At 67.2% G+C, this 25,604-nt stretch carries 23 protein-coding genes; 12 read left to right on the plus strand and 11 right to left on the minus strand.

Features of this window, described 5'->3' with window-relative positions; genetic code table 11:
- A partial coding sequence (locus tag ACTJKX_RS30870; protein WP_440727607.1) for an NAD-dependent epimerase/dehydratase family protein occupies positions 1-544 on the plus strand: 544 nt, incomplete at its 5' end.
- 41 nt (positions 545-585) lie between these two features.
- On the opposite strand, the gene ACTJKX_RS30875 is transcribed toward ACTJKX_RS30870, so the two are convergent.
- Both ACTJKX_RS30875 and ACTJKX_RS30880 read right to left on the minus strand, forming a co-directional pair.
- A complete protein-coding gene (locus ACTJKX_RS30875; protein ID WP_440727608.1) occupies positions 586-1,572 on the minus strand; it encodes a 3'-5' exonuclease in 987 nt (328 codons plus the stop codon).
- A gap of 116 nt (positions 1,573-1,688) precedes the next feature.
- Positions 1,689-2,666 carry a GlxA family transcriptional regulator gene (locus ACTJKX_RS30880; RefSeq protein WP_440727609.1) on the minus strand — a complete coding sequence of 326 codons (978 nt, stop codon included), beginning with the start codon at positions 2,664-2,666 and terminating at the stop codon, positions 1,689-1,691.
- A gap of 126 nt (positions 2,667-2,792) precedes the next feature.
- On the opposite strand from ACTJKX_RS30880, the gene ACTJKX_RS30885 reads away from it, so the two are divergent.
- The 4 genes from ACTJKX_RS30885 (at position 2,793) to ACTJKX_RS30900 (ending at position 6,096) form a co-directional block, all read left to right on the plus strand.
- A complete protein-coding gene (locus ACTJKX_RS30885) occupies positions 2,793-3,431 on the plus strand; it encodes an HD domain-containing protein (RefSeq protein ID WP_440727610.1) in 639 nt (212 codons plus the stop codon).
- 201 nt (positions 3,432-3,632) lie between these two features.
- Complete coding sequence (tsaD, locus tag ACTJKX_RS30890) at positions 3,633-4,727, plus strand: tRNA (adenosine(37)-N6)-threonylcarbamoyltransferase complex transferase subunit TsaD (protein WP_394314881.1); 1,095 nt, start codon at positions 3,633-3,635, stop codon at positions 4,725-4,727.
- Positions 4,724-5,719 (plus strand): NAD(P)H-dependent glycerol-3-phosphate dehydrogenase, encoded by a 996-nt coding sequence (locus ACTJKX_RS30895; protein ID WP_440727611.1) that lies wholly within the window; start codon positions 4,724-4,726, stop codon positions 5,717-5,719. The genes tsaD and ACTJKX_RS30895 overlap by 4 nt, the downstream gene beginning before the upstream one ends.
- Before the next feature lie 26 nt (positions 5,720-5,745).
- The gene (locus ACTJKX_RS30900; protein WP_068292912.1) at positions 5,746-6,096 is read left to right on the plus strand and encodes a RidA family protein; all 351 of its coding nucleotides are present in this window, start codon (positions 5,746-5,748) and stop codon (positions 6,094-6,096) included.
- A 147-nt stretch (positions 6,097-6,243) separates the two neighbouring features.
- Here ACTJKX_RS30900 and ACTJKX_RS30905 read toward each other — a convergent pair whose 3' ends face one another.
- The 3 genes from ACTJKX_RS30905 to ACTJKX_RS30915 all read right to left on the minus strand — a co-directional run bounded on the left by ACTJKX_RS30905 (position 6,244) and on the right by ACTJKX_RS30915 (position 9,639).
- Positions 6,244-7,209, minus strand: coding sequence for a tyrosine recombinase XerC (locus ACTJKX_RS30905; RefSeq protein ID WP_394314879.1), 966 nt, complete (start codon positions 7,207-7,209; stop codon positions 6,244-6,246).
- A gap of 53 nt (positions 7,210-7,262) precedes the next feature.
- Entirely contained in the window at positions 7,263-8,549 is a 1,287-nt protein-coding gene (locus ACTJKX_RS30910) for a multidrug effflux MFS transporter (protein WP_068292901.1), read from the minus strand.
- Between the two features lie 154 nt (positions 8,550-8,703).
- Positions 8,704-9,639 carry a helix-turn-helix domain-containing protein gene (locus ACTJKX_RS30915; protein WP_367623750.1) on the minus strand — a complete coding sequence of 312 codons (936 nt, stop codon included), beginning with the start codon at positions 9,637-9,639 and terminating at the stop codon, positions 8,704-8,706.
- A gap of 84 nt (positions 9,640-9,723) precedes the next feature.
- On the opposite strand from ACTJKX_RS30915, the gene ACTJKX_RS30920 reads away from it, so the two are divergent.
- The 6 genes from ACTJKX_RS30920 to ACTJKX_RS30945 all read left to right on the plus strand — a co-directional run bounded on the left by ACTJKX_RS30920 (position 9,724) and on the right by ACTJKX_RS30945 (position 18,142).
- Positions 9,724-11,007, plus strand: a complete 1,284-nt coding sequence (locus ACTJKX_RS30920) for an ABC transporter substrate-binding protein (RefSeq protein ID WP_440727612.1) — start codon at positions 9,724-9,726, stop codon at positions 11,005-11,007.
- Positions 11,008-11,247: 240 nt separating this feature from the next.
- Positions 11,248-12,108, plus strand: coding sequence for a carbohydrate ABC transporter permease (locus tag ACTJKX_RS30925; RefSeq protein WP_394314877.1), 861 nt, complete (start codon positions 11,248-11,250; stop codon positions 12,106-12,108).
- Positions 12,105-12,938: a carbohydrate ABC transporter permease gene (locus ACTJKX_RS30930; protein WP_394314876.1), complete on the plus strand. Its 834-nt coding sequence runs from the start codon at positions 12,105-12,107 to the stop codon at positions 12,936-12,938. Before ACTJKX_RS30925 ends, ACTJKX_RS30930 begins: the two co-directional genes overlap by 4 nt.
- Positions 12,939-12,958: 20 nt before the next feature.
- Positions 12,959-14,047, plus strand: a complete 1,089-nt coding sequence (locus ACTJKX_RS30935; RefSeq protein WP_149253199.1) for an ABC transporter ATP-binding protein — start codon at positions 12,959-12,961, stop codon at positions 14,045-14,047.
- Positions 14,048-14,090: 43 nt separating this feature from the next.
- On the plus strand, positions 14,091-16,100 hold the full coding sequence (locus ACTJKX_RS30940; protein ID WP_440727613.1) for an aldo/keto reductase: 2,010 nt from the start codon (positions 14,091-14,093) through the stop codon (positions 16,098-16,100).
- A 323-nt stretch (positions 16,101-16,423) separates the two neighbouring features.
- The gene (locus tag ACTJKX_RS30945; RefSeq protein ID WP_440727614.1) at positions 16,424-18,142 is read left to right on the plus strand and encodes a VanW family protein; all 1,719 of its coding nucleotides are present in this window, start codon (positions 16,424-16,426) and stop codon (positions 18,140-18,142) included.
- Positions 18,143-18,160: 18 nt separating this feature from the next.
- Here ACTJKX_RS30945 and kdgT read toward each other — a convergent pair whose 3' ends face one another.
- From kdgT to ACTJKX_RS30965, 4 genes are all read right to left on the minus strand, one after another.
- Positions 18,161-19,159, minus strand: a complete 999-nt coding sequence (gene kdgT, locus ACTJKX_RS30950; protein ID WP_440727615.1) for a 2-keto-3-deoxygluconate transporter — start codon at positions 19,157-19,159, stop codon at positions 18,161-18,163.
- Between the two features lie 109 nt (positions 19,160-19,268).
- Complete coding sequence (gene kduD / locus ACTJKX_RS30955; protein WP_440727616.1) at positions 19,269-20,039, minus strand: 2-dehydro-3-deoxy-D-gluconate 5-dehydrogenase KduD; 771 nt, start codon at positions 20,037-20,039, stop codon at positions 19,269-19,271.
- A gap of 11 nt (positions 20,040-20,050) precedes the next feature.
- Entirely contained in the window at positions 20,051-20,896 is an 846-nt protein-coding gene (gene kduI / locus ACTJKX_RS30960; protein ID WP_440727617.1) for a 5-dehydro-4-deoxy-D-glucuronate isomerase, read from the minus strand.
- 35 nt (positions 20,897-20,931) lie between these two features.
- Entirely contained in the window at positions 20,932-21,693 is a 762-nt protein-coding gene (locus tag ACTJKX_RS30965) for a GntR family transcriptional regulator (protein WP_440727618.1), read from the minus strand.
- A gap of 189 nt (positions 21,694-21,882) precedes the next feature.
- Between ACTJKX_RS30965 and ACTJKX_RS30970 the strand changes: the two genes are divergently transcribed.
- Positions 21,883-22,923 carry an alpha/beta hydrolase family protein gene (locus ACTJKX_RS30970; RefSeq protein WP_440727619.1) on the plus strand — a complete coding sequence of 347 codons (1,041 nt, stop codon included), beginning with the start codon at positions 21,883-21,885 and terminating at the stop codon, positions 22,921-22,923.
- 12 nt (positions 22,924-22,935) lie between these two features.
- Here the strand turns inward: ACTJKX_RS30970 and ACTJKX_RS30975 are convergent, their stop codons facing one another.
- Together ACTJKX_RS30975 and ACTJKX_RS30980 are read right to left on the minus strand one after the other, a co-directional pair.
- A complete protein-coding gene (locus ACTJKX_RS30975) occupies positions 22,936-24,732 on the minus strand; it encodes a chloride channel protein (RefSeq protein ID WP_311944919.1) in 1,797 nt (598 codons plus the stop codon).
- A 127-nt stretch (positions 24,733-24,859) separates the two neighbouring features.
- Positions 24,860-25,597, minus strand: a complete 738-nt coding sequence (locus ACTJKX_RS30980) for a DUF4241 domain-containing protein (protein WP_440727620.1) — start codon at positions 25,595-25,597, stop codon at positions 24,860-24,862.
- Positions 25,598-25,604 lie beyond the last annotated feature (7 nt).

A 25,604-nucleotide genomic window follows, 5' to 3' on the forward strand; every position in this document is an offset into this window, starting at 1 on the left:
GGCGGTCGAGCATGCCCTGGCCGACTACGGCACCGCCTATGGCTTGAAATGGGCGGCGATGCGCTATTTCAACGCCGCCGGGGCCGATCTCGACGGCGAGCTGGGCGAGCGCCATGAGCCGGAAACCCATGTCATCCCGCTTGCCATCCAGGCCGCCCTCAGCCATCGGCCCATCTTCAACGTGCTGGGCCGGGACTATCCCACGCCCGACGGTTCGGCCGTCCGCGACTATGTGCATGTCGCCGACATCGCCGACGCTCACGTGCGGGCCATCGACTATCTCAAGGCCGGCGGCGAAAGCTCGGCCTTCAATCTCGGCACCGGCATCGGCACCTCGGTGATCGAGATCCTCGAGGCTGTGCAGCGCTGCACCGGCCGCAAGCTCGACATCCGCTTCCAGCCGCGGCGGCCCGGCGATCCAGCCAGTCTCTACGCTGCCGCCACCAAAGCCGCCGAATTGCTGGGCTGGCATCCCCAGCACTGCGGAATCGACACCATCGTGGGCAGCGCGGTTTCCTGGTTCCGGCACAATCTGGCGGCCTGAACGCTCCGAAGACAGGCGGCCGGAGGGGCAAGCCCACCCGGCTACGCCTTGAACCGATCCGTCGCGGCCAGGCGCTGCGTCAGGGGCCGGGCCTCCGGCCATTGATAGATCTCGGTGCGGAGGAATTTCAGCTCCGCATCCGCGTCCTCTTCCCCGACTTCGGTCCACCAGCTCTTGGGCTGGCCATTGCTGCCGTCGTTCCAGCGATAGCCACGCGCCTTGAGCCGATCCTTCATGTCGAAAGGGCTATTGGTCGCCGAGATCCTGATCCGGGCGCGTTCCGAGGCCTTCAAAAGTTCGGCGAAAGGCGCGGTCTTGCCTGGTCCGCTCGGCCGGGCCAGCACCTCCAGCAGCGCATGGCAATCGTCGACGGCCCGATGCCCGTTGTGGAAATAGCCCGATTGCCCCAGGAGATAGCCGAGCTTGGTACCCTCGAAGCCACGGTCGGACCAGGCGATCTCCACATTCGAGCAGGCCCAGGGCTTGGGCGAGAACTCCGGCGCGAAGCGTTCGCAGAAGGGGCGATCGAACCGCGCATTATGCGCAATGACCAGGTCCGCGGGCTCGATGAAGGCCTCGACTTCGGCCGGCGAGATATGCTTGCCGGCCACCATGGCGTCGGTGATGCCGGTCAGCCTGGTGATCTCGGGCGGGATCGGTTCCCCGGGCTGGCGTAGGGCATTGAAGACGCCCACGACGTCGCCGACCTGGCCGGCCGGATCATAGGTGACCGCCACCATGCCGAGCTCGATGATCTCGTTCTTCTCATGGTCGAGGCCAGTGGTCTCGGTATCGACGATCACCGCCAGGCGCGGAAACCGGCTCTTGTCCCGCGGGATGACGGAGCGTGGCTCCAGCTTGCGCAGGATGCGGTAGCGGCCAGTTGCCTCCAGCATGCTGACCAGGGCAGCCTCGTCGAGCGCCTCGTGCTGGCGCGCCGGTGCGGGAAGGGCGCGCTTGGCCCGGGCGGGCGGTGGCCGCCTCTCCGGCAGAGCCTCGGTCCGAAACATGTCGAATTGTTCGCCCATGCTTCCCCTTTCTAGCCGACTCAACGATCCGGCAGTGTTGAAACGTTTAGCGTTTCCGGCAGCGCCCAGGCAAACCCCGGCCGGCCGTTTTCCCCCGCCAAGACCGATGGCGCCGGTCAATCCCCCGGCGTGAAGCGCCTGCGATAATCGGCGGGCGTGACGCCGACATGCCGCATGAAGGCCCGGCGCAACACGTCCGCATTGGCGAACCCACAAGCCGCCGCCACCTGCTTGGGTGGGCTTTGACCTGTCTCGAGCAGGCGTCGGGCCACCGAGATACGCGCCGCCTCCACCCAACCCGCCGGCGTCACGCCGACCTCCGTGGCGAAGAGCCGGGCGAAATGACGCGGGCTCAGACTGAGGCGCCCGGCCATGCTGGCGACGCTATGCCGTGCGGCTGGATTGGCGACCACCCAGCGCTGCAGCTCCTGCAGGGCCGAACGCCCGGCGGGAAGGACTTCCTCGCGGCGGCTGAACTGCATCTGGCCGCCGGGCCGCTTGAAGAACATCACCAGTTGGGCGGCGACGCGCATGGCGATGTCCCGCCCCAGATCCTCCTCCACCAGAGCGAGGGCAAGGTCGAGCCCGGCCGTCACGCCGGCCGCGGTACGTAGGCGCCCATCGCGGATGTGGATGGCGTCGGGGTCCACGGCAATGTCGGGATAGGCCCGGGCCAGCCGATCCGCCACGGCCCAATGGGTGGCGACCCGCCGACCGGCCAGCAACCCGGCTGCGGCCAAGACGAAGGCTCCGGCGCAGACCGACCCATAGCGTCGTGTCGTGGCGGCCACCTGCTTCAGCCAGGCGAGCACGGCGGCATCGGGTTCGGTCACCGCTGCATTGGGGCTGCCGGCGACGAGAAGCGTGTCGACCGTCTCGCCGCCATCCGCCCCGATCACGATGTCGGGCAGCAGGCGGGCACCCGAGGAACTGCGGATCGCCTCCTCGCTTCGGGACACGACAAGGAGGCGATAGACCTCCCGGCCGGCCTGCGTATTGGCCTCGGCGAACACATCCATCGGCCCGGATACGTCGAGCAGTTGCACGCCCTGCAGGGCCAGTATCGCAATGGTCCTGGTCTCGTTCCCAGACATGAGCATTCCTGACATCGGCGTCCGCTTGCAACCGATTTTGGCAGAAATCGGCGTAATACATCAATTGAAGCCATACCTAGGGTGAGCCTAGGCTCTGCGCCAGTGAAATCCACTGGAGACATCGAAATGACCGCCATTTCAGGCATCGAAATCCCGGACAGCCTCCTGTGCCGGGACATCACCGCCTTCATCCGCGACACCGAAACCCCGCTCCTGTTTCACCATTCCAGTCGGGTGTTCTATTTCGGCGCGCTGGCCGGCAGGCGCCGCGGGCTGAACTTCGATCCCGAGCTCCTCTATGCCGGCGCCATGTTCCACGACGTCGGGCTGATGCCAGCCCATAGCAGCGCGACCGAGCGCTTCGAGGTCGACGGCGCCAATGCCGCCCGCGACTTCCTGGCGAGCCGCGGCATCGCGCCAGCCGACATCGACCTCGTCTGGGCGGCGATCGCGCTGCACACCACGCCCGGCATTCCCGAGCATATGCACCCGGTGGTCGCCCTGGTGACGGCGGGCGTCGAGATGGACGTGCTCGGCCTGACCTATCATCGCTATGGCGATGCCGAACGCGAGGCCGTGGTCGGTGCCCATCCACGCACGCCGCATTTCAAGGAGGACATCATCCAGGCCTTCTACGAGGGTATCCGGCACAAGCCCCAGACCACCTTCGGCAATGTCAAAGCGGACGTGATCGCCGACAAGGAACCGCATTTCGAGCGCGGCAATTTCTGCTCGGTGATCCGCTGCTCGCACTGGCACGGCTGAAACGGGAGCCTCCCGCGCTCGGCGGGAATGCCTCGCCCCTATCCCGGCGGGCGGATCGTGCTATAGGGTGAGCCATCAGCTCAAAAGCAAGGGCGCGTTTCGGCGTAAGCGTATCTTTGCTGTGGCTTCCCTTTTGCAACGCGTCTTTGCGATTCCTGGTGACCCGTGACATCGCAAAGCACTTAGGTACCCGCCCGCCCCATGCTCGTTCTCGGCATCGAAACCACTTGCGACGAAACTTCCGCCGCCATCGTCGCACGCAATCAGGACGGCGAGGGCGAGATTCTGTCCAATGTCGTGCTGTCGCAGATCGCCGAGCATGCCGCCTATGGCGGCGTGGTGCCGGAGATCGCCGCGCGCGCCCATGTCGAGGTGCTCGACCACATCATCGAACAGGCCCTTGAAGAGGCCAATGTCCGCTTCGACAAGCTCGACGGCATCGCCGCCGCAGCGGGGCCGGGCCTGATCGGCGGCGTGATCGTCGGCCTCACCACCGCCAAGGCCCTGGCCCTCTCGCTCGGCAAGCCGTTGATCGCCGTCAACCATCTGGAGGCGCATGCGCTGACGCCACGCCTCACCGACCAGGTCACCTTCCCCTATCTCCTGCTGCTCGCCTCCGGCGGGCACACCCAACTCCTGGCCGTGCGCGGCCTCGGCGACTATGTCCGGCTCGGCACCACCATTGACGACGCCATCGGCGAGGCCTTCGACAAGACCGCCAAGATGCTGGGCCTGGGCTATCCCGGCGGCCCCGCCGTCGAGGCGCAGGCGATGAGCGGCGATGCCGCCCGCTTCGCCTTTCCGCGCCCGCTGCAGGGCCGGCCGGATCCGAATTTCTCGCTGTCGGGTCTGAAGACGGCGGTCCGGCTCGAAGCCGAGAGGCTGGCACCGCTCGCCGCCAAGGATATCAGGGACCTCTGCGCCTCCTTCCAGGCGGCGGTGGTGGACATGGTGGTCGACCGCACCCGCGTCGGCCTGAGGCGGTTCCGCGACACCGCGGGACAATCCCCCAGCGCCCTGGTGATCGCGGGTGGTGTTGCCGCCAATCTCGCCATCCGTCGCGGCCTGCAGCGCCTCGGCGCGGAGACGGGCCTGCGCATCGTCATGCCGCCGGCTGCCCTGTGCACCGACAATGGCGCCATGATCGCCTGGGCGGGGGCGGAGCGCCTCTCCGCCGGCATCACCGACGGCCTCGACGTCAGCCCGCGGGCGCGCTGGCCGCTCGACCCCAACGCACCGGGAGCGGGCAAGCAGGGCCTCGGCAAGGCCGGTGTCGGCAAGGGAGCCAAAGCTTGAGTGCGTCGGGATTGAAGAGCATCGGCGTGATCGGCGCCGGAGCTTTCGGCGCCGCCTTGGCTTGCGCCGCCGCACGCGCCGGCCGTGATGTCAGCCTGTGGGGGCGCGATGCCGTGACCATGGCCGAACTGGCGGGGACGCGCCGGCTGCCAAGGCTCGACGGCCTTGCCTTGCCCGAAGCCATCCATCCCACCGCCGATCTGGCAGAAACAGCGCGCGCCGATGCCTTGATCCTGGCAGTTCCGACCCAGGCCCTGCGTGACGTCTGCGGGCGGCTGGCTGGCATGGTTGCTGCCAATACCCCGCTCATCCTGGCTGCCAAGGGCATCGAGCGCACGAGCGGCGAATTCGTCTCGCAGATCGCCACCGAGACCCTGCAGGGCTGCGTTCCCGCCGTACTCTCCGGGCCAGGCTTTGCCGCCGACATCGCCAAGGCCTATCCGACTGCCCTGACGCTGGCCTGCGCCGACGGCTCCCTTGGCGAACGCCTTGCCCGGCTGATCGGCTCCCCGACCTTCCGGCTCTACCACACGGACGATCTGCGCGGCGTGGAGATCGGCGGAGCGGCCAAGAACGTGCTGGCCATCGCAGCCGGTATAGCCGCCGGGCGCGGCTTCGGCGAGAGCACGGTGGCCGCTCTCCTTGCACGCAGTTTCGCCGAACTCACCCGCTTCGGCCTCGCCTTCGGTGCCCGCCCGGAGACGCTGGCGGGCCTGTCCGGCCTCGGCGACCTCATCCTCACCGGCACATCCTCGCGCTCACGCAACCGGCGCTTCGGCGAGGAACTCGGCCGGGGCATCGGCCTGGAAACGGCGATCGCCGATGTCGGCCTGGCCGAAGGCGTCTGGACGGCCCCCATCCTGGCCGATATGGCAAGGAAGAGGCATGTCGACATGCCGATTGCCGCCGCCGTCTCCGACCTGGTGGCCGGCAAGGCCAGCATCGACCAGGTCATCAAGCAATTGCTGTCGCGCCCGCCGCGCGCGGAATAACCCGTTCAACCCAACTGGAGACTGACATGACCCTGAAGCGTATCGGCGCCGGCAACCGCATGAGCGACGCCGTCATACATGGCGACAAGATCCACCTGTCCGGCTATGTCGCCGAGACCACGGTCGGCAAGTCGGTCAAGGAACAGACCGCCGACATCCTCGCCCAGATCGACGAGACGCTGAAACAGGCCGGCACCGACAAGACCAAGGTGATCAAGGCCAATATCTGGCTCACCGATATCGGCACCTGGGCCGAGATGAACGAGGCATGGGACGCCTGGGTCGTCGCCGGCCAGGCCCCGGCCCGCGCCACGGTGGAAGCCAAGCTCGCCGGCCCCGGCCTCGACGTCGAGATCATGGTCGAAGCAGCGTTGTAAGAAATCCAAGCTGCCTTCCCCGCATCGCGGGGAAGGCCTCACCATACAGCTCTCAACTTCGCGCTCCATGGCGTCTTGCGATATGGCGGAATCGCCAAGAATCGCAAAGACGCGTCGTCCCAACAAGGAGTTCGAGCAAATAAGCGTTCACACTTGGATGCGTTTTGCTCGAGGATGGGCCGACTGGTAGACCCGCATCAATTCGGTGGCGTCAACCTTGGTGTAGATCTGCGTGGTCGACAGGCTGGCATGGCCGAGCAGTTCCTGGATGGACCGCAGGTCGCCGCCGCGCCCGAGCAGATGGGTCGCGAAGGAGTGGCGCAGCGCATGCGGCGTGGCGCTGTCCGGCAGTCCCAGAGCCCCCCGAAGATGCTGCATGGCATATTGGATGATGCGGGGCGACAGGGGGCCACCCCGCGCGCCGACGAAGAGCGGATCGTCCGGGCCGCCAGGATAGGGCAGTATTTTCAGATATTCCTCCACAGCCTGCACCACCGGCGCGATCACCGGCACCGAGCGCATCTTGTTGCCCTTGCCGATGACGGTGAGGCTGTCGCGCCCGCTGACCGGCGCATCCTTGCGCGTCAGCCCGAGAGCTTCGGAAATGCGCAGGCCCGCCCCATAGCATAGCGCCAGCACGGCGGCATCGCGGGCCAGGATCCAGGGTTCGCGCGCCTCGCCCAGGCGGGCATCGGCGGAAGCCACCTTGCGGGCGGCCTCGGGCGATAGCGGCTTAGGCAGGCTTTGCGGCAGTTTGGGCCCACGCACCGCCGACAGCGCCGCACTGGCGCCATGGCCCTGGCGCTCGAGGAAGCGGGCAAAGGCCCGCGTCGCCGCCAGGGCCCGCATCAGCGAGCGTGGCTTCAGCCCGTCGGCCCGGCGCGCGGCCAGGAAGGCCCTGACGTCGCGCGGAGCGAGGGAAGCGATGTCGTCAAGCCCCGGCGGCTCGCCGAAATGACCGGTCAGGAAGCGCAGGAAGGTGGTGACGTCGCGGTCATAGGCCTCCACCGTCTTGGGGCTCATGCGCCGCTCGACGGCAAGATAGGCCAGCCATTGCACCTTGGCGGCAGCAAGGTCGGCGGCGGCGACGAGGATGGGCGGCGAAGCGTTCATGCGGCCAGTGTGGCTGGAAAAGATGAGCAGGAGGTTAGGACCTCCCGCTCTGCTTACTCCCCCGCCACCAGCGCCGGGGTCGCTGCCGGATCGGGAACCGCCGCCTCGCGTTCGCTCGACCACACCAGCACCAGCATGCACAGGCTGGAGAGGCCGAGATAGCCGCAGGCGAGCGGGAAGATGGTGCCGTCATAGGCTTCGCCGATCACCGCGCCGATCACCGCGCCCATCAGCGTGGTGACGCAGCCGATGAAGGAGGAAGCGGTGCCGGCGATATCGCCCACCGGTTCCATCGCCAGCGCGTTGAAATTCGGCATGGTGAGGCTGAGCAGGAAATGCGCCACACCCATGACGATGCCGAAATAGATCAGCGGTGGCCGGCCCTGGAACAGCACGGCGAGGCCGAGCAGCAGCATCGCCATCAGCCAGAAGCCGACCATGCCGAAGCGCGACAGCCGGTGCATGCCCAGACGCCTCACCAGGCGGGAATTGGCGAAGGAGGCCAGGCCCATGCAGATGGCGATCAGTGCGAAGGCCAGCGGGAAGAGCGGGCCGAGCTTGTAGATGTCGGTCTCGAAGATCTGCTGGGACGAGCCGAGATAGGTCATCAGGCAGCCCATGGCCAGGCCCATCGCCAGCATGTTGGCGAAGGAGGCGCGTGTGGTCACCACCCGGCGCATGCCGCTGGCGACGGCGGGCAGCGACAGCGGCCGGCGATATTCGGGATGCAGCGTCTCGGGCATGCGCAGGCCGAACCAGAACACCACCACCAGCACCAGGCCCAGCATGCTCATGAAGATGGTGCGCCAGTCGCCCAGCATCAGGAAGGCGCTGCCCGTGGCCGGCGCGATCACCGGCACGATGATGAAGATCATCAAGGTGAGCGACATCACCCGCGCCATTTCGCGGCCCTCGTAGCGGTCGCGCACGATGGCAATGGAGAGCACGCGCGCCGAGCCGGCGCCGAGACCCTGAATGGCGCGGGCGGCCAGCAACACCTCATAGCTGGGGGCGAAGATCGCCAGGAGCGTGCCGGCCGTATAGATGCCCAGGCCGATCATCAGCACCTTGCGGCGGCCGATCGAATCGGAGATCGGCCCCCAGGCCAGCTGCATGATGGCAAAGCCCGCCATATAGGCGGTGATGATCAACTGCATGCGGTTGGCATCGGCAATGCCGAATTCCGACCGCACGGCGGAGAAGGCTGGCAGGAGATTGTCGATGGAGAGGGAACTGAGCCCCATCATCAGGGCAATCACGAGAACAAACTCGGCGAAGGACGGCTGGGGCTCCCGCCGCACGGCAGGCTCCAGCGCCGCGCCGGCAACGGGACGGGGCATGGAAAACTCGGAAATGTGAAAATCTATAACCGGCGGGGCAATAAAGCGGCGCTCAGATGAGGGATCTGTAGCATATCAATCGTGACGAAAAGGTGATTTTTTCGCCACAGAGGGCAAATATTTCAAGTGAATTGACGAATTTTGATGGGAAACGTCAGGCCTGAGGCGCCGTTCCCGGTTCGACCGGAGCAAGTATGGGGCGCTCGCCCTGTCCGCTGCGCCGGAAATCGGAGGGCGACATGCCGGCGATCTTGCGGAAGCTCTTGTTGAAGCCCGAGAGGGAACCGAAGCCCGACTCCATCGCCACCCGCAGGATATTGCCGTCGCCGCTGATCAGGCGCGCCTGCGCATAGGACAGGCGCAGCAGGCTGACATAGTCGTTCAGCGTCATGCCCGTGCATTTCTTGAACAGGCTCATGGCATATTTGGGATGGAGGTCGGCGGCCGCCGCGATGTCGGCGCTGTCGATGTCGTCGAGGAAATTGTCGGCGATGAAGTCGCACAGGTTGCGCACATGGCGCAGGGCCTGCGGATCGGCGGCGCTGGCCTGGCCGGCATGGGCATCGAGGCTGGGCAACAGGGCATAGGGCTCGAACCGCACCCGTTCCAGCCGCAGCAGCAATTCGCTCACGGCGTGCTGCGCACGCACCATGTCGCCCGAGCGGGTGTAGCCGTTCCAGCGTGCGAAATTGGCGCCATCCGACGAGTCGGTCTCGCGGATGAGCAGGGTCGCGCCGGCCATCAGCCGGGCCGGCACCTCTTCGGGCAGCCTCAGCCGGAAGAAATGCACCAGCGGCAGATGCGCGCCGGCATAGATGGCATCGTCGGAGGCATCGTCCATCTGGTGCGGCAGGCCGCCCCAGAACAGCACCATGTCGCCCGCCGCCAGCCTGAGCTCGTAGCCTGCCATGCGATAATGCACCCAGCCCTGGACGATGAAGTTCACCTCGACCTGGGCGTGCCAGTGGGGCGAGAGCATGACGCGCGGCGTATTGTGAAAGGTCTGCAGCACCGTCGGCAGGTTTTCGACGCTGTTGGCCGTCGGCTGATAATAGGAGCGTTCCTGCATCTTACTTTCAGGCAAGTCCATCTTCCCTTTATCGCAGACAGACCGTGCTGCCTGCCTAAAGTAGCTTCCCGCCACACAAGAGCAAATGAAAAGGGGAGGAATGGAATGCGCAAGACGATCGGCTGCGGCGCGCTGGCAGTTGCCGCGGGCCTTCACGCCACTGCCACCTTGGCCCAATCGGGGGAAATCCGGGTCTGGAGCTGGGACATCGCCGCCGCCTCGCTGAAAGCCAATATCGAAGGCTTCAACAAGCAATTCCCCAATGTGAAGGTCACGGTGGAGGATCTCGGTAACGCCCAGGTCTTCTCCAAGACCCAGGCCGGCTGCGCCGCCGGCGGAGCGGGCCTGCCCGACGTCGTCTCGATCGAGAACTACAAGGCGGAGAGTTATTGGAACCAGTTCCCCGACTGCTTCGCCGATCTCAAGCCGCTCGGTTACACGGCGGAGGTGGCCGGCAAGTTCGCCGATTTCAAGCGGGCGGAACTCGAAAAGGGCGAGGCCGCCTATGCCATGCCCTGGGATTCGGGCCCGGTGGTGATGTATTACCGGCGTGACTTCTACGAGAAGGCCGGCGTCGATCCGACCAGCATCAAGACCTGGGATGATTTCATCGCTGCCGGCAAAAAGGTGGCGTCAGCCAATCCCGGCGTGACCATGAGCGCCACCGATCTCGACGGCGACGGCACTACCGAATGGTTCCGCATGGTCGGCAACGAGCAGGGTTGCAACTACTTCGCCGCGGACGCCAGCGCCGTCACGGTCAATGCGCCCGCCTGCATCGCCGTCTACGACAAGCTCAAGCAGCTCAAGGACACGGGCACCATCATCTCGGCCGGCTGGTCCGACAAGATCCAGGCCCTGAAGGCCGGCAAGGTGGCCACCATCATGTTCGGCGGCTGGTATGAGGGCACGATCCGTACCAACGCCCCCGAGCTTGCCGGCAAATGGGGAGTCTATCGCATGCCGAGCCTCACGGCGGACGGCCCGCGCGCCGCCAATATCGGCGGCTCGTCGCTAGCGATCCCCGCCGGCTCGAAGAACAAGGAAGCGGCCTTCGCCTTCGTCAAATACGCCCTCTCCACCGATGAGGGCCAGGTCACCATGCTCAAGGCCTATGGCCTGGTGCCCTCGCTGAATTCGGCGCTGGAGGACCCCTATGTGAAGCAGGGACAGCCCTATTGGGGCAACCAGGCGATCTGGACCGACATTCTCGCCACCCTGCCCAAGATCAAGTCCACCCACGGCACCGCCTTCCTCAACGATGCCGAGGCCGCGCTGAAGACCGTGCAGACCAAGTTCCTTGGCGGCGGCTACCCCGATGCCAAGGCGGCGCTGGATGATGCAGCCAACCAGATCTCGTCAGCCTCGGGCCTGCCGGTGGCGCAGTAGCGGGGAAGGGCGCGACCTACCTTCTCCCCTTGCGGGAGAAGGTGCCCCGAAGGGGCGGATGAGGGGAGAAACGCATCCCTTGTTGGTTGATCACCAACACCCCTCATCCGTCATTGCTCCGCAATGCCACCTCTAGTCAACTCAAGAAGGTTGACGACACCCGCAAGGGGAGAAGGCTGGTCGTGCCACATTCTGTTTAGCCTCCGGTCAAACGTCCTCTTCCCCAGCGGAGTCCCTCCGATGCAGCGGCACAATCGCGCGGCCTATGGCTTCCTCGCGCCCTATCTGGCGATCTTCCTCGCCTTCTGGATCTGGCCGATCATCTCCTCCTTCGTGATCTCGCTGCATCAGACCCGGGTGTCGCCCTGGCAGTTCAGGCCGGCAGCCAATTGGGGGCGCCTGATCTCCGATCCCGCCTTCTTCAACGCCCTGAAGAACACGCTGATCATCCTGGTCATCCAGGTGCCGGTGATGATCGGCCTCGCCACCGTGATCGCCGTCTTCCTCAACTCGCCCTTGCTCAAGGCCAAGGGCCTGTTCCGCTTCGCCTTCTTCGCCCCCGTCGTGGTCGGCGAGGTCGCCTATTCGGCGGTGTTCCGGCTGATCTTCGCCCAGGATTTCGGCGTGGTGAACAAGCTCGCCGCCACCGTCGGCCTGCCCGCCATCGACTGGCTCTCCAATCCGACGGCCGCGCTGGCCCTGGTGATGATCGCGCTGACCTGGCGCTGGACCGGCTACAACGCCATTATCATCCTCGCCGGCCTGCAGTCGATACCGGGCGACGTCTACGAGGCGGCCACGCTCGACCGCGTCTCCAAGCTGCGCCAGTTCTTCCACATCACCTTGCCGCTCCTGAAGCCGGTGATCACCTTCTGCGTGATCCTGTCGATCTCCGGCACCATGCAGCTCTTCACCGAGCCCTTCCTGATCACCAATCATGGCGGGCCGGGCGGGGCGACCGAGACCCTCGGCCTGCTGCTCTACCGCCAGGCCTTCCTCTCCGGCAATGTCGGCTATGCCTCCGCCATCGCCTACACCATCGCGGCCCTGGCGGTGATCGTCTCGCTGGTCCAGCTGCGCCTGTCGAGGGAACCGCGATGACCCGCTCCAACCGCCAAAGGCTCAACGCCGTCATCCTGCACGCCTTGATCGCACCGATGGCGCTCGTCTGGCTGTTTCCGCTCTGGATGATGGGCGTGTTCGCCACCATGCCCGACTACGGCATCTACGCGCCGGGCCTGTCGTTCTGGTTCGGCGCGAATTTCCTCGACAATCTCGCCAATCTGCAGCGCACGACCAACTTCCTGCATGCCATGACCGTCTCGATCGTGGTCGGGCTCGCCTATACCGTGCTCTCGGCCGGGCTGACCGCCATGGCCGGATGGGCCCTCGCGCGCTACCGCTTCTTCGGCCGCGGCGCAGTGCTCGCCATCATCCTCGGTACGATCTCCCTGCCCTTCTTCGTGGTGATCATCCCGCAATTCATCCTGGTTGCGCGCGACCTCGGCATGGCCAATAGCTGGTTCGGCCTGATCGTGCCGCCCTTGTTCAATTCGCTCGGCGTGCTGTTCATGCGCCAGGCCTTCACCATGATGCCGGCCGAGCTGTTCGACGCCGCGCGGGTGGAAGGCGTCAGGGAGTGGCGCATCTTCCTGTTCGTGGCCCTGCCGCTGGCGCGCCCGACCCTGGCGGCGCTCTGCATCATCCTCTTCCTGACGAGCTGGAACAACTATCTGTGGCCGCTCCTGATCGCCGGCGACAAGGCGATGTTCACCGCGCCCGTGGCGCTGGGCAGCCTGATCGGCATCTCCAATGTGAGCTGGGGCGGCATCATGGCCGGGGCCGTGCTGCTGACCGCGCCGATGCTGGCCGTCTTCCTCCTCCTGCAGCGCCATTTCATCGCCGGCATCGCGGCCGGCGCCGTGAAATAAACAAAAGAAGAGCGACCGATATGGCAGGCCTTGCGCTCCGTTCCGTCACCAAACGCTATGGCAGTTTCGAGATCATCCACGGCGTCGACCTCGACATCGCCGATGGCGAATTCGTGGTCTTCGTCGGCCCTTCGGGCTGCGGCAAATCCACCTTGCTGCGCATGATTGCCGGGCTCGAGGACATTTCCGGCGGCGAGATCAGCATTGGCGGCCAGGTGGTCAACGAGGTCGAGCCCGCCGATCGCGGCATCGCCATGGTGTTCCAGTCCTATGCCCTCTATCCGCATATGACGGTGGAGCGAAATCTCTCCTTCGGCCTGAGGATGAACGGCAATCCCAAGGCCGATACCGACCGGCGGGTGACACGGGCGGCCGAGATCCTGCGCATCACCGATCTCATGCAGCGCCGGCCCAAGCAGCTCTCGGGCGGCCAGCGCCAGCGCGTGGCGATCGGCCGGGCGATCGTGCGCGATCCCCAGGTCTTCCTGTTCGACGAACCCCTGTCGAATCTCGACGCCGAATTGCGGGTGCAGATGCGGGTGGAGATCGCCCGGCTCCACCGCGAGCTCGGCGTCACCATGATCTACGTCACCCACGACCAGACCGAGGCGATGACCCTGGCCGACAAGATCGTGGTGCTGCGCGGCGGCAATGTCGAGCAGGTCGGACGTCCGCTCGAGCTCTACGAGGATCCCGCCAACCGCTTCGTCGCCGGCTTCATGGGCAGCCCCAAGATGAACTTCCTGGCGGGCCGCGCCGTCGCGGCCGAAGCCGGCGGCGTGACGGTCGAACTGGTCAACCAGAAAGGCGCGCGCCTTGCAGTGCCGCTCTCCGGCCCGGCGCCGGCAACAGGCGCCGAAGTCAGCATCGGCATCCGCCCCGAACATTTCGGGCCTGGAGGCAGCGGCGACGCCGATCTCGCCATCGAGGTCGACATGGCCGAGCATCTGGGCGCCACCTCCTATGTCTATGCCGGCACCGCCTCTGCCGAGCCGCTGATCATCCAGCGCGACGATTCCCGCCAATGGGCCGAGGAGCGCCAGCTCACCGTCGCCATCCCCCGCCACCGCGCCCTGCTGTTCGACAAGGACGGCCAGCGCCTGCGCTGAAGCGCAGCATCCCCATGTCCTGAAAGTGTTTGGAAAGACCGACATGACCGAGAAAGACAAGATCCGCTGGGGCATCATCGGGCCCGGCGCCATCGCCAAGGCCTTCACTGCCGGCCTGGCCGATTCCGAGAGCGGCGTCCTCGCGGCGATCGGCACCCGCGATCCCGACAGGCCGGGCCTTGCCGAAGCCTTCTCCGGCGCCCGCATCCATCGGGGCTATGAAGCCCTGCTGGCCGATCCCACGATCGATGCCGTCTATATCGCCGTACCCCATCCCGGCCACGCGCAATGGGCAATCAAGGCAGCCGAGGCCGGCAAGCATGCGCTGGTGGAAAAGCCCCTGGGACTGACGGCCTTCGAGGCCGACGCCATGATGCATGCCGCCCGCAAGGCCGGAACCTTCCTGGGCGAGGCCTTCATGTATCGACAGCACCCGCAGACCCTGAAGCTGGTGGAACTGATCCGGTCAGGCACGATCGGCGAGGTCAGGTTGATCCGCTCCAGCTTCGGCTTCGCCATGCCGGCGTTCAAGCCCGAGCACCGGCTCTATGCCAACGATCTGGCGGGCGGCGGCATCCTCGACGTCGGCGGCTATCCCGTCTCGATGGCGCGGCTGATCGCCGGTGCCGCCTCGGGCAAGGATCTCGCGGAACCCGACAGCGTCTCCGGCGCCGGCCATCTCGGCCAATCCGGCGTCGACGAATGGGCCTCGGCCCTGCTGCACTTTCCGGGCGGCATCCTCGCGGAAGTCTCCTGCTCGATCTCATTGAAGCAGGACAATGTGCTGCGCATCCTCGGCACCAAAGGCCGCATCGAGGTGCAGGACTTCTGGTTTGCCGGCGGCGTGCAGGGCGGCACCGGCGAGATCCGCATCATCGGGCCCGATAGCACGAGCGAGACGGTGACAGTCGAGGAGACGCGGCATCTCTATGCCTTCGAGGCCGACGCCGCGGGCAGGGCCATTCGCGAAGGCCGCCAGGAATTCGCCTGGCCGGGCATGAGCTGGGCAGACAGCCTGGGCAATCTGCGCGTGCTCGACAAATGGCGCCAGGCGATCGGGCTCGAATACGGCATCGAGAAGCCCGAGCGACGGAAGGAGACCCTGAAGGGCGGAGTGCTCAGGCAGGGCAGCGGGCCGATTCCCCGGCGCCGCATCCCCGGCCTCGAACCGGCCGCCTCCGCCGTGGCGCTCGGTTTCGAGGATTTCAGGACCTTCTCCAGCGCCGCCATCCTGCTCGACGCCTTTTTCGAGAAGGGCGGCAACCTGTTCGACACCGCCTTCGTCTATGGCGCCGGCATCACCGAAAAACTGTTCGGCGACTGGCAGGCTTCCAGGGGCGTGCGCAACGAGAGCGTGGTGATCGGCAAGGGCGCGCATACCCCGCTCTGCCGCCCCGAATTCATCGGCCAGCAGCTCACTTTGTCACTCGAGCGGCTGAAGACCGACCATGTCGACGTCTATTTCATGCATCGCGACAATCCCTACGTGCCGGTGGGCGAATTCGTCGACGCCATGGATGCGGAGGTCAAGGCCGGTCGCATCCGCGGCCCCTTCGGCGGCTCGAACTGGACGCGCGAGCGCTTCGACGAGGCGGTCGCCTATGCGGAGCGGACAGGCAAGCAGAAGCCGGGGGCGCTCTCCAACAATTTCGCCCTCGCCGAGATGCAGGACGTGATCTGGGCCGGCTGCGTCTCGGCCTCGGACGACGACTGGAAGGCCTGGCTTGCCGCCCGGCAGGTCCCCAATTTCGCCTGGTCGAGCCAGGGGCGCGGCTTCTTCACAGACCGGGCCGGACGCGACAGGCAGGATGACAAGGAGCTCGTGCGGGTCTGGTATTCCGAGCGCAATTTCGCGCGCCGGGACCGGGCGGTCGAGCTGGCGCGCCGGCTGGGCAAGCGCCCCATCCATGTCGCCCTCGCCTTTGTGCTGTCGCAGCCCTTCCCGTCCGTACCCCTGATCGGGCCGCGCACGCTCGCCGAGCTCGATGACAGCCTCGAGGCCTTCGACATCGCCCTGACACCGGAACAGGTCGCCTGGCTCGATCGGGGATAGAGGCCGCGATAGCAGCTTATGAGGAAGGGCGCGCCGCCGACCACCCCTTCTCCCCGTTCTGACGGGGAGAAGGCCGGGATGAGGGGCAGCGCAACACGTAGAAAACTGAACTCTGCGAAGCCCCTCACCCTTACCCTCTCCCCGCAAGTGGCGGGCGAGGGGGCTTGAGCGTCGCGGCCTCACGTCACCTTCATCACCCAGCCCAATCCTTCATTCTGTTCCCGCGACAGCCAGAATTGCCCTCCGCGTGCCAGCGCGCACGGCGGGCCTGGCGGGGGTCCGTTAAGGTCTCGGCAAGTTCTCAGCCGAGCCAGGATCCCGCCATGGTCGCCCTTCCGCAGCGCCGCGTCCCCGATTATGCCGACAGCCTCGCCTTCGAGGCCAAGGCGATGGCCTTGCGGGGCCTGCGCTTCCTGCGCGAGAAATTCACAGCCGAACCCGTGGCCCGCCATGGCCGCTCGGCCCGGCTGGCCGCCGCGCCCGTGCTCGGCCGGGCCGGCTCGCCCCTGTGGACCAATCTCGCCGGGGCCAGGGACCGCGAACTCACCGCCGGCAAGGTGCAGAATTTGCGTATGGCCTTGAAGGGCCTCGACGGTGTCGAGGTGCCGGCCGGCGCCGTGCTCAGCTTCTGGAAGCAGATCGGCCGGGCCAGCCGGGCCCGGGGCTACGTGCCTGGCCGGGAACTGCGCGAAGGCTGCCTGATCGCCAGCGTCGGCGGCGGCCTCTGCCAGCTTTCCAACGCCCTCTACGAGGCCGCCCTCGCGGCCGGGCTGGAGATCGTCGAACGCCACGCCCATAGCCGCGTGGTCCCCGGCTCGCGCGCCCAGCTCGGCCGCGACGCCACCGTGTTCTGGAACTATGTCGATTTCCGCATCCGCAGCCCCCACGCCTTCCGCATCGAAGCCTCAATGAGCCGGGACAGGCTGGAGATCGTCCTGCGCGGCCACGGCCGCGCCAAGGCCGCCGAGCTGTCGGTGGAAACGCCCGCTGCCGGGCCGGCGGTACATGACTGCACGCAATGCGGCCAGCAAGATTGCCATCGCAACGATCCCGAACGCGCCCTGCGCGCCGGCGTGCCGACGGCCTGGCTCGTCGATGCCTGCTGGCCGGAATTCGCCACCCTGCTCGAGCAGAGGGCCGGCAGCGAAGATGCCCTGTTCCTGCCCTCCCGCCGCCTGGGCGCCCCGCGCTATGGCTGGCCGGCCGGTATTGCCGGCAGCGAGACCACGGCGACCATCGCCACGCTACGACGCTCGCTCGCATTGCGGGGCGCCACCGGCGGCAGCCTGCAGGCGAAGGCCCTGCAGGGCGATGCCCGGCTCGCCGCCGCCTATGCCGCCAGACTGTCGCACCGGCACACGCATCTCGTGGTCTCGCAGAACCTGCTGCCGCATCTGTGGCTGTCGGGTGCCCTGCAGGGTCGCAGCTTCGAGGTGCTGATGGAGCGCCTGCCGCTCGCGGTCCTGCAGGCAAGGCTCGATGCCGCGGCTGCACGCCAGCCGGAAAGCCCCACCCTGGCGGACTTCCGGGCACCGGAAGCGATCGTGGCGGCCGAAAGCACCGCCCTGGCCGCCGCCGACCGGCTGCTGACCCCGCATGCAGCGATCGCAGCCCTCGCCCCCGGCAGAACCCATCTGCTCGACTGGTCCCCCGCCCGGCCACTCCCGGCCGCGAAAGGCGGGCACACCCTGCTGTTTCCGGCTTCGGCCCTCGGCCGCAAGGGCGCCTATGCCCTGCGCGAGGCGCTCTACGGCCTGTCCGTCGAGCTTGCCGTCAAGGGGCATGCACGCGAGAGCCTTGGCTTCTGGGGCAACATGCCCGTCCGCCTGCTGGCGCCGGGCGAGATGCCCGCCACCCTTGCCGGCGTGGTGCTGCCGGCCGTGGTCGAGCACCAGCCGCGCCTGCTCCTCGCCGCCCTTGCCGCAGGCCTGCCCGTGATCGCCACACCGGCCTGCGGCCTCGCCGCGCGTCCCGGCTTGACCCTGGTGCCGGAGGAGGATCCGGCGGCCCTGCGCCGGGCCATCGAAGCGCTGTTCGGCTGAGGCGAAGCAACGGCCGCCTCAGATCGGCTCCACGCCAGGCCGGTGCACGGCTTCCGCCTGCGGGGCCGGCACCCTGCCCATCCGCTTTGCCCACAGGGCGGTCAGAATCGGCACCAGGATCGCCGTCACCAGGCAGGCCGTGGCCACCAAAGCGGTGGCCGCCGGCACCACGGGCTTGAAGCTCGGGATCATCTCGCCGATCAGGGTCGGGTTGGCGATCGCCGCCCCCGCCGTGCTGGAGGCCGCCAGCCCGGCCGTGCCGTTGCCGCCGCCGATGAACCTGTCGGCCAGCATCAGGGGAATGCCGGTGACCACGATCACCCCGAGGCCGAGCAGCACGCCGGCAAGGCCGCTCTGCGCGATGACCTTGAGATCGATGCCGTTGCCGAGGGCGAAACCGAAGAACGGGATCAGCGGGTGGACGCAGCGCCCGAACAACTCGCGCAGGTCCCGGTCGAGATTGCCGAGGGCGAAGCCGATCAGGAAGGGCAGCACCGCGCCGACGAACAGGCGCGGCTCGAACACGGCCACGCCGGATGCGCCGAGGATCAGCATGCTGACCAGAGGCCCCGACTCGACCGACATCAGCACGAAGGCGCCGGCCTCCTCCCTGGTGCCGTATTGCTGCATCACCGCTGCGTAGAGACCGCCATTGGTCATGTCCATCGAGGCAGTGATCGCCAGCACCGACAGGCCCGCGAACAGGCCGGAGGTGATGCCGCCGTCGGGGATGAAGCGCGCCGCCACCATGGTGGCGACCCAGGCCACGATGATCTTGGTGACCAGGAGCGTGCCCGATTTGCGCAGCACCACGCCGGTCGCCCTCAGGTCGATGGTGGCGCCCATGCAGAAGAACCAGACGGCGAGGATCGGCACGGTACCCGTGATCAGGCCGTTGGTGAACGAACCCAGATAGCTGCCGGCCCCCGGTGAAAAGGTCTTGCACAAAGCGCCGAGCAGCAGGGGCACCAGCATCAGCCCGCCGGGAATCCTATCGATCACCTTCAATATCTTCATGGACTGCCTCCCAATGTTCATTGTGGCTGTGCCTTCCAGCCCGGAGAGGTGCCGGAAGACCGCCCTTGTTTTTCTAGAAAGCCGGGCCCGGGGGCCCGGACGACGCACCTCAGCGCGCCAGCCAGCCGCCATCCACCGGGATGGTGATGCCGTGGACATAGGCGGAGGCCTCGGAGGCCAGGAACACGGCAGCGCCGCCGAGATCGGCGGGCGCGCCCCAGCGCCCGGCCGGAATGCGCGCCAGGATCTGGGCGTTGCGCTCGGCATCGGCCCGCAAGGGCGCGGTGTTGTTGGTCGCCATGTAGCCGGGGGCGATGGCGTTGACGTTGATGCCTTTGGCGGCCCATTCGCAGGCGAGCAGCTTGGTCAGCCCCATCAGCCCGCTCTTGGCCGAGGTGTAGGAGGCGACGCGGATGCCGCCCTGGAAGGACAGCATCGAGGCGATGTTGATGATCTTGCCGCCGCGTCCGTCCGCAAGCATGGCGCGGGCCGCCGCCTGGGCCAGGAAGAACGCCGATTTGAGGTTCACGTCGACGACCGCGTCCCAGTCCTCCTCGGTGAAGTCGAGGGCATCGGCGCGGCGGATGATGCCGGCATTGTTGACCAGGATGTCGAGCGCGCCGAAGCGGTCGAGCGCCGACTGGACGATCGCAGGCAGAGGCGCCGTGGTGGAAAGATCGGCGGTCACGGGCAGGAAGGCGCCGCCCTGCGCCTCGATCGCCGCATGGGTTTCCTCGGCGGGGCCGCGGTCGACCCCGACGATGCAGGCGCCGGCCTGCGAGAGGGCAACGGCGATGGCCTGCCCGAGCCCGGTGCGCGATCCCGTCACCATCGCGACCTTGCCGGTGAGATCGAAGGGATTGGCGAAAGCCGTGTTCATCGTGGCCGGACTCATCGCAGATCCGCCGTCGCGACCATGTCCATGTCGGCATAGTCCTGGTTGTCGCCGGCCATGGCCCAGATGAAGGTATAGGCGCCGGTGCCGACGCCGGAATGGATCGACCAGGGCGGCGAGATCACCGCGTCGCCCTCGCCCACCAGCAGGTGACGGGTCTCCTGCGGTTCGCCCATGAAATGGAAGATGCGCGCCTCGGGCGCGAGGTCGAAATAGAGATAGACCTCATTGCGCCGGTCATGGGTGTGGCAGGGCATGGTGTTCCACACCGAGCCCGGCGCCAGCGTGGTCATGCCGAAGACGAGCTGGCAGGAGTCGACCGCGCCCGGGATCAGCATCTGGTGGATGCTGCGCTCATTCGCGGTGCTCTTGTCGCCGAGCTCCAGGACCCGCCCGACCGAGGCATCGATCCGGCGTGTCGGATAGCTGCGATGGGCTGGCGCGGAAAGAAGGTAGAAGCGCGGCGGTGCGGCGCCTTCCCGGGCCTCGAACACCACCTCGCCGGCCCCCATGCCGACATAGAGGGCCTCGCGGGTGCCGATGTCATGGGCCTCGCCGTCGACGCGCACGATGCCCGGCCCACCGATGTTGATGATGCCGAGCTCGCGCCGCGCCAGGAAGCTCGACTGCCCGACCTCCTTCGGCGTCTGCAAGGCAAGGGGCGCATCGACCGGACAGGCACCGCCGATGATCATGCGCTCGATATGGGAATAGACCAGCTTGATGCGGTCGGCGGCGAACAGGCCGGGGATCAGGAATTCGCGGCGCAGGCCCTGCGTATCCAGGCCCTTGGCGGCCTCGGGGTGGCTGGCGTGGCGAATTTCGAGGGATTGATGGGACATGAAGACTTTCTGGATTGTCTAAATCGCAAAACGCTTTAGCGGAACAGCAGCGTCTCGAAGGCGGCGGAGATGCCGGCGGCATCCCCTGAGAAATAGTCCAGGTTGTGATCGCGGATGGAAGCCAGGCTCCGGCGCAGGCCGTCGAGATGGTGGTCCATGGCAAGGCCGGCCTTCTCGGCATCGTGGGCCTCGATGGCGTCGACGATGGCGCCGTGCTCGTCGACGACGCGTAGCATGCGCCCGGCTTCCGGCAGGGTCAGGCGGCGGTAACGGTCGAGCTGGGTCTTGACCTGCTGAACCATCTCCCAGGCGCCCGGCCGGCCCGCCGCCATGGCGAGGGCGGCGTGGAAGGCTTCATCCGCCTCGTGAAAACCGTTGGTGTCGCCGGCCCCGAGGCTCTCGCGCTGGCGCTCGATGAGGCCGCGCAGCAGGGTAACGCTGCTGCCCCGGGCTTGGTGGGCGGCGGCGCGCGCCGTGGCGTGCTCGACGGCCGAACGCACGAAGATCGCATCGGGCAGGATGGCGGCCGGAATGAGGGCCACGCGCGTGGCGGACCGGGCTGCGATTTCGACCAACCCTTCGTCGGCCAGGCGCAGCAGCGCCTCGCGGACCGGCGTGCGGCTGACGGCATGCGCCGTGGCGACCTCCACCTCGGCGATCTTCTCGCCAGGCAACCTGATCATGGAGACGATCTCGTCCCGCAATGCCCGATGCACGAGCGCCGATGTCGTCATGCCGGGCTGCGCCGCAAGCGGCCGGCCGCCGGTACGATCCTGGAAAGTGGCAAAGGCGCTCATCGCATCACCATATCTGATATATCAGATATCCTAGCTACTCACGAAGGCGACGTCAATCGCCTGGGATGGCCCCCTCGACAGAGCGGGTCCCCCATCGCCTTTCGGTACGACCTCGAACATGTTCCAGGTCGCAAGCCCCGGCCACCGCGCAGCAGGAAGGCGGCGTCAACCGCATCCCTGGAGCGTTCCATGCGCCGTTTCGCTGTCCTTCTCGCCCTCGCCGCCTGCCTGGCAGGACACGCCGCCTTGGCCGGCGAGCCCGTCGGCTCCAAACAGATCGGCATTCCCGACCCGGCCGGCGAGCGGCCGCTCCAGGCCCGCCTCTGGTATCCGGCCGGCACCTCCGGGCCCTTGACGTCGATCGGCGGGCGGGAGGGCAGCTTCCCGGGTATCGAAGTGGTGGAGAATGCCCCGCCCGCCGCCGGCAGCCATCCGCTCGTGCTGCTCTCGCACGGCTTCGGCGGCAATTGGCGGAACCTCAACTGGCTGGCGAGCGAACTCGCCGGTCGCGGCTATGTCGTGGCGGCGCCGGATCATCCCGGCACCACCACCTTCGACAAGCGGCCGGAACAGGCCGCCCGCCTGTGGGAACGTCCCCACGATCTCAGCCGGGTTCTCGATGCCGTCAGCACCGATCCCGGCCTCGCCGGCCCCATCGAGGCGGGCCGCATCGCCGCCATCGGCCATTCCCTCGGCGGCTGGACGGTGATGGCGCTGGCGGGCGGGCGCTATGATGCGAGCCGCCTGCCCGCAATTTGCTCGCCCGCGCCTCTTTGCGAAGCGCTCACGGCCGTCGGGCTGCGCGACGGCGGGACCGATCCTGCCAGGCTGGGGGCCGATCTTCGCGACGCCAGGATCGGCGCCGTCGTCTCGCTCGATCTCGGACCCGCGCTCGGCTTCACGCCGCAAAGCCTGGCGGATGTCAGGATACCCGTGCTGGTGTTCGCGGCGGGAACGCCTGTGCCCGGCATCGCGGCCCTGAAGCAGGACTCCGACTACCTCGTCAGCGCCCTGCCGCAGGCGACCACCCGCTACCTGCCCATCCCCGATGCCACCCATTTCAGCTTCATGCAGCTCTGCCTGCCGGAGGCGGCCGCCGCGATCGAGAATATCGCGCCAGGCGAGAGCTTCGTCTGCCGGGACGGCGGCACGCGCGACCGAACGGCCCTGCACCGCCAGATCGCCGATGAGATCCTCGCCTTCCTGCCCCGGGTGCAGCCCTCGCGGTAGGGGCTGTAGCGCCTAAACTCCGCCCGCCAGATCGCGGCGGGCGCGGTCGGCGGCTTCGGCATAGCGGCGCAAGGCATGGGCTTCCGACAGGAGGCCGATGACATGGCCGGCCTCGTCGACCACCGCCAGCGCTTCGGCCTCGCAACCTTCCATGCGCTCGGTCGCCTCCTTCAGCGTCATGCCCGCCGTCAGCACCTCGTCGCGATAGAGCGCCAGGCTACCAACGGGATTGGCGCCATCCTGGATCTCGGGGCTGACCTGATAGGCATCGGCGACCCGGATCAGCCCGGCATAGCGATTGGTGAGGGTGTCGACGGCCACGATGTAATGCGTGGTGCCGAGCGGATGGGCGTTGCGGAAGACCACGAGCGAGGCGTCCTTGTCCACCGTCGGCGCCGGCTTGCGCATCACCCGGCCGACGGTGAGGTCGCGGGCCCAGCCGATATCGTGGGCGCTGCGGATCGCCTCACCGCGCAGATGGAAGCGCCAGGTGGCGAAGGAGTAGCCGAAGGTCTCGCGCACGGTGATGCTGGCGATGATCACAGCCAGCAGCACGGCGGCGGTGAGCTGGAAATCACCCGTCATCTCCAGGACCAGGAAGCTCATGGTCAGCGGTCCGCCCATCACGGACGCGGCCAGCGCCGCCATGCCGGTCAGCGCCGCCGCGTGGGGCGTCAGCCCCGTATCCAGGGAGAAGAGATGGATGCCGCCGAGATAGAACTGGCCGATCAGGGCGCCGAGGAAGAGCGAGGCGAAGAATAGGCCCCCGCGAAAGCCCGAGCCGAGCGAGATGGAAGAGGCGAGCCCCTTCAGCAGGATCAGCCCGCCCAGCATCAGCATCGGCAGTTCGCCGCCGGCGAGCATCTTCACCAGCGCACCATGCCCCGACGACAGCACCTGCGGCGTGATCAAGGCAAGTCCACCAACCATCAGGCCGCCCAGCCCCGGCATCAGCCAGATCGGCAGGGGCAGGCGACGGAAGCCCTTCTCGGTCATGGCGACGCCCAGCATCACCAGGATGGCGACGGCGGCGCTGAACAGGCCGAGGCCGACCAGGGCCATGAAGGACGAGGCCTGCGGCTTGTAGCCGACATCGATGACGAAGGCGTAGGAATCGATCCCGAGCAGATGGGTGACGATGGTGCCGGCAATGGCCGCTGCTGCCACGGGCGCCAGATGCGAGACGGCGTAGGTACCGATGATGATCTCGAAGGCGTAGAAGGCACCAGTCAGCGGCGCGCTGAAGGCACCGGCGATGGCCCCGGCCGAACCGCAGCCCACCAGCAGGCGTAGATCCGCGCGGCGCAGATGAAAGCCGAGGCCGAGCCGTGAGGCGATGCCAGAGCCGATCTGCGAATAGGCGGCTTCGAGCCCCACCGAGGCACCGAAGGCGTTGGAGATCCAGGTCTGGATCACCACGATGATGCTGCCGGTGAGCGACAGGCGCCCGCCATGCAGGGCATTGGCCTCGATCGGATCGACCGGGCGGGGCGAGCGGGTCCGCGCCAGAACCAGGTTGAACAGGCCGAGCAGGAGGCCGCCGATCAGCGGCATGGAGACGGCCAGGATCACCGGCAGGCCGAGGGTCCCGCTCAGCCTCTCCTCCGCCTGCAAGCCGAAAAACAGCTCATGGGCGAGCTGTGCGGTGGCGGCGACGCCATAGACCGCTACGCCGGCCAGCGCGCCCACCACGGCCGCGAGTGCGACCATGCCGCTCTCGCTGCGTCGCACCAGCAGGCGCATCCAGCCAGGGATGATGCGGTCGAAGGCGAGGTTGAGAGCCTGGCGGGAAAAACGCTGATGGAACATGGCAAGCTGGCCCGCCTCTGGTGGAGGCGGGAATAAGGGGAAGGCCGATCCATCCTGTTTAGACGCTTGTTGTGAAAGGCAAAAGTCCGCAAGCGACGAAAATTGGCGCGATCGGGGATGCCAGGCACTATTCTCGCCGGCCAGGCGGGTCATCCACCACGCGCAGATCGGTCAGCAGCATCGCCACACTGCCATCGGCCGCCAGGCCGAACCAGGATGGATAGGCGCCATCGCCCCAGCCGCTCGAGAACAGCACGAGGGAATGGGGAGCTCGGGTGGTCGGGAGCGAATAGGGCAGGCCATGCTCCTTGCCGTAGCTCTCACCCAGACGGATCCAGTCGTCATAGATGGCCTGCACCTGATCGGTCGACAGGGCTGCGATATCCTTGCCGACGGCAGGATCGAGGAAGGCGCCGGTGCCGGCATCGACCGGAAAGCCGTAATATTCGTCCTTGCCAAGCTTCGCTGGGTCCTGACCGGGCACCAACGCCCGTTCCCAGGTCACGACCGGCGCCTGTGAGAATTCGACGCGCGCAAAGGCGATGCGATCGCCGAAACGCTTCGAACGCATCACCGCGATGCGTACGGGAAAGCGCCCCGTCGGCACGGTGCGAATGAAGGGCCTGGCCTCGATGAAGACAAAGGGATCACAGGCCACGATCTGGCCTGTGGACACGGTGACCTCACCGAGAAGGCGGCTGTCGAGCGGCACCGGCGCGCCATTGACCGTGGCCGTCGCGCCGGGCTTGAACGCCGCCTCGAAGCGGGCTGCGTCCGGGCGCAACGGCCCCTCCTCCGCCCCGGCCGGCGCGATCATGCCGAGACAAAGGGCGAGCGCGATGGAAAGCGCCCGCCGCATCGTCATCCGCTCC

This window comes from Labrys sp. 22185 (genome assembly GCF_052045555.1).
GTDB classification, from domain to species: domain Bacteria; phylum Pseudomonadota; class Alphaproteobacteria; order Rhizobiales; family Labraceae; genus Labrys; species Labrys neptuniae.